1 pseudogene is annotated in these 647 nt (G+C 69.7%); it reads left to right on the top strand.

Annotated elements, in window-relative coordinates:
• Positions 1-647: pseudogene (gene kasB / locus ACYQ8K_RS30170) on the top strand (3-oxoacyl-ACP synthase KasB); the annotation flags it as partial.

The raw sequence follows: 647 nt of genomic DNA, 5'->3' as shown, positions 1-647 counted from the left end.
CGATCGCGGCGTTCGCCCAGATGCGCATCGTGATGTCGACCAAAAACGACGACCCGGTCGGCGCGTGCCGCCCGTTCGACCGCGACCGCACCGGCTTCGTGTTCGGCGAGGCCGGCGCGCTGATGGTCATCGAAACCGAGGAACACGCCAAAGCCCGCGGCGCCACCATCTTGGCCCGCATCATGGGCGCCAGCATCACCTCCGACGGCTACCACATGGTCGCCCCCGACCCCAACGGCCTGCGCGCCGGACACGCGATGAGCCGCGCCATCCAGCTCGCCGGGCTGTCCCCGTCCGACATCCACCACGTCAACGCCCACGCCACCGGCACCTCGGTCGGCGACGTCGCCGAGAGCAAGGCCATCAACAACGCGCTGGGCCCGCACGGCGGCAACGCCGCCGTCTACGCCCCCAAGGCCGCGCTTGGCCACTCGGTGGGCGCCGTCGGCGCCGTCGAATCCATCCTGACCGTGCTCGCCCTGCGCGACCAGGTGGTCCCGCCCACGCTCAACCTGGAAAACCTCGACCCCGAAATCGACCTCGACGTCGTGGCCGGCAAACCCCGCCCCGGCAACTACGAGTACGCGATCAACAACTCGTTCGGCTTCGGCGGACACAACGTGGCCATCGCCTTCGGGCGCTACTGA

The sequence above is a fragment of the Mycobacterium sp. MUNTM1 genome (genome assembly GCF_054660795.1).
Note: the sequence above shows the minus strand (reverse complement) of the source record. Positions and strands in the feature narration are given on the sequence as shown.